Source organism: Lewinella sp. (genome assembly GCF_050633125.1).
GTDB lineage: Bacteria > Bacteroidota > Bacteroidia > Chitinophagales > Saprospiraceae > Lewinella.
In genome coordinates this window covers 1-3,329 of record NZ_JBOEFX010000169.1, presented here as the reverse complement: position 1 = coordinate 3,329, position 3,329 = coordinate 1, and the positions used below count along the sequence as shown (strand labels likewise).

The 3,329-nt window shown below is 36.1% G+C and carries 2 protein-coding genes; both read right to left on the bottom strand.

The annotated features are described in order from the left end of the window. A partial coding sequence (locus tag ACRBG0_RS26855) for a condensation domain-containing protein (protein WP_431489914.1) occupies positions 1 to 2,521 on the bottom strand: 2,521 nt, incomplete at its 3' end. 41 nt (positions 2,522 to 2,562) lie between these two features. After that, positions 2,563 to 3,329, bottom strand: a 767-nt coding sequence (locus tag ACRBG0_RS26850; protein WP_431489913.1) for a non-ribosomal peptide synthetase, incomplete at its 5' end; no start/stop codon positions are given.

Below are 3,329 nucleotides of genomic sequence, written 5' to 3'. Positions count from 1 at the left end.
ACTCACCAATACTACCTTGTGGAAGCAGTTCTCCATGTTTTCCAAGAATGTAAACAAAAGTATTATTGATAGGGCGACCTATTGGCACCGGTCCATCCTCAATTATACTTCCTTTTGGAAAGTATTTTACTAAAGAGGTTACGGTATTTTCTGTTGGTCCATATGCATTATAAAAATCATACCGGTCAACAAACTTACCTACCAGAGATGCCTTGCATTCTTCTCCACCTGACACGATTCTTCTCAAACTGTTTTCACCCTCAAATTCTATTCCTTCCAAATAAGATGGAGTTGCATCAAAGTGTGTAATCTGTTGATCTACTAGATACCGTGCCAACATAGAGTTACTGGTAAGTACTTCTTTATCAATAATCACTAAGGCTGCACCACTAAAAAGAGCCAACAAAATTTGTTCGATGGAAGCATCAAAAACATGAGTTGAGAACTGCAAAATACGCTCGGTCTCATCTATATTAAACAAACGTTTTTGAGAATAAATTAAGTTTACAACACTTTGATGCTTTACAATCACTCCCTTAGGACGACCTGTTGAACCTGAGGTATAGATAATATATGCCGGAGCTTTAGAAGTCGTCTTTCTAAATGTAAAAGATGTTGTATCAGAATCCTGCATCTCAGCCATCGAAAAGTTCTTGACTCCATCAAAAGAATAATCTTCCTCCGTTAGTAATACTTTAGCATTACTGTCTCTGAGGATATATTCAATTCTGTCTTTAGGTTGTTCTTTGTCTAATGGTAAATAAATAGCCGAAGCTTTTAATATCCCCAGAATCCCAACAATCATATCCATAGAACGTGCAAGCATTAGCCCTATAACTGTGCCTTCTTCAATGCCATTATCAATCAGAAAACCTGCCAGTTGATTTGCTCGATTATTTAATTCCTCATACGTTAGTTCCAATTCATTATGAACCAAAGCAATATGTTGCGGTGTTTTCGAGACTTGCTCTTCAAAAATGTCAATAATACTCTTCTTATCCGGGTAGGCTGCTACAGTATCATTGAAGTCAAATAAAAGTTTGTTTTTTTCTGCTTCCGATAATATATTTATTTCCGAAATCTTTTGAGTTGGATCATCGCACACCTCTCTAACAATATGCTTGAAATAGGAAACAAATTTGCTAATACTTGATTTTTCAAAAATTTCGGTTGAGAAGTTCAAGGTTAATAAGATCTCATCCATTAACTCTGTGGCTGTTAAGGTAAGATCAAACTTTGCAATCACTTGTTCTTCTTCATAAGCTTCAAGTCTTAAACCAGGCATTTCCAAATCTATTTCCTCAAAATTTTCAAAGGAAAACAGAATATCGAACAAAGGATTACGGCTTGTATCTCTTTGTATTTGCAAGCTTTCTATAAGGTCTTCGTACTGATACGACTGGTTTTCAAGACAGCCAAGAGTGTTGGCTTGAACTTCCAATAAGAATTCAGTAAAATTAAGTGAGCCTTTGGGATAGTTTCGAAGAGCCAATGTATTGATAAAAACACCGATAATTTCTTGCAAATCTGCATTTTCCCTACCGGCTGTAGGAATTCCAATAATGATATCTTCCTGATTGCCCAGCTTACTCAAAAGAATATTGAAGATAGCCAATAGGGTCATAAACATAGTCCCGCCATGCTGTTTGGTGATCCTTCTTAATTGGACTGTGTCTTCTTTTCCAATTGAAAATTCAACCCTGTCTCCTTCAAAACTCTTTACTTTTGGCCTGGGAAAATCATAAGGTAATTCCAAAACGGTTATTTCATCGGAAAACTGATCGAGCCAGAATTGTCGCTGATTGGCTAAACCGGTCTGATAGTCTTCTCCTTGCTGCCATTCAGCAAAATCTTTGTATTGCAATCGTATCCTCGAAAGTTCTTCTCCGCCATACAAGACCATAAAATCCTTTATTAGATTCCCCTGTGAAGTTCCATCTGAGATAATATGATGCATATCTACCATTAAAATATATTCTTGCTGCCCTGTTTTTATAAGACCAACACGCAACAGTGGGGGATGCATCAAATCAAAAGCTTTTATAAAATCATCAACAATCGGTTGAGCTTCTGTAGGTTCAGCTTCAAAATAATCAAGGGTAAAATCAACCTCTTCCAAAATTATCTGAACCAATTGTCCATCAATGATTTGAAAAGAAGTTCTAAAACTTTCATGATGATCAATTAACTTTTTAAAAACGCTTTCCATTTTCTCTATATCCACCTCACCGTGCAGTTTTACAAACTGCGGCATATTATAAGCCAATGACTCCGGATTGAACTGGTTTAAAAAGTACAGTCTTTTCTGAGCTGATGATGTAGCATAATAATCTTTTACTGGAGCAACTTCAATCTCAAAGCCCTGGAGAAATGTAATAAGAGTCTTCTTGTTTTCCTTTATTAAATGCTGAAGCTCGAGAGTTATAATTCCAGGCGGGGCTTTAACTTTTAGTTTGTTATCATCAACATAAAGTTTTACTCCTAGATTAATAAGGGAGGTAAAGAGTTCTAATGCATTCATATATTAAAATTTGATTGTTAGAAATTGTGTAGCCGAAGAAACTAAAAAGAAAATTCTTCGTTGTCACCACCAATAATAAGGTTGGCTTCGTTCTTTTGAGTCACTAATAGGAATGAAGCCAGATCACGTACAGTGCTTATTTGAAATAATATGGTGAGTGGCATTTCTTTTTTAAATTCTTTATTTATTTTATTGATCAAAATCATGGCTCTTAAAGAATGGCCTCCCATCTCAAAAAAACTCTTGGTAACACTAATATTTTTCTTGTTTAATTGTAATACCTCGGCCCAAAATTCAAGCAACTTCTCTTCGGTTGGATTGGAAGCACCTACATAATCCTCCCCTATTGTTAGTTCCGGATCAGGTAATGCTTTACGGTCCAGTTTGCCGTTAATAGTTAATGGAAAACTTGTTAAATGAACAAAGAAATGAGGCACCATATAGTCTGTAAGCCTGTTGAGTAAATAACTTCTTAACTCGCTTACTGAAACCTCTGAATCCGAGACATAATACGCCACCAAAAAGGTATCATTATCTTTCTCCAAAGTGGTAACCACAACCTCTCCTATTTGTTCGAAACTTGCTAACTGATTCTCGATCTCACCCAACTCAATTCGAAACCCTCGAATTTTTACCTGATTGTCCATTCGTCCCAAATATTCAATATCACCATCTGGTCGCCATCTTACCAAATCACCGGTTTTGTAAATTCTTTGACCTTCTATAAATGGATTGTCAATAAATTTTTCACGGGTCAGTTTTTCATCATTCATATACCCTATAGCCAAAGGAGCTCCTCCGATACATA